Genomic DNA, 444 nt, shown 5'->3' with positions numbered 1-444 from the left:
TCTTGACTTTTTGCGACTGCCATATCGACGGAAGCTGCAAGGCGCACCAATGGTTTCATCTCATCACCCCAGACAACGTGTTCTGTGCGCAGGTAAGTGTCGTCTTTAAAGGTTTTGGCATGTTTGCTCAAGACGGGTTCGAGGTGGGCACAGTGCGGGCAGAAGTATCCGAAAAATTCGAGCACTTCGACTTTGCCTGCTTGCTGCTGTGGAATGGGTGTACTGAGGGTGGTATAGTTAAGTCCTTCAACCAAAGCAACAGGCGCTTCAGAGGCTGCTGAAGCAGCAGGTACGTTGCTGGCAGGAACGCTGGTTTGGGCTTTGTTATCACAGGCAGCGAGGGCGAACAGGGCTGCAGCAAGGGCGAGGGTTTTCAGTTTCATGATCAACTCCGTGATGATTTGGTCAAACATAGAATTCTATTGCATTTTGACAGTTTGATAT

Annotated in this window: 1 pseudogene; it reads right to left on the bottom strand. The window is 49.8% G+C overall.

Annotated elements, in window-relative coordinates:
• Positions 1 to 383: pseudogene (locus ACTHUR_RS21040) on the bottom strand (thiol:disulfide interchange protein DsbA/DsbL); the annotation flags it as partial.
• Between the last annotated feature and the right edge of the window lie 61 nt (positions 384 to 444).

The sequence above is a fragment of the Neisseria sp. P0021.S007 genome (assembly GCF_051956855.1).
Note: the sequence above shows the minus strand (reverse complement) of the source record. Positions and strands in the feature narration are given on the sequence as shown.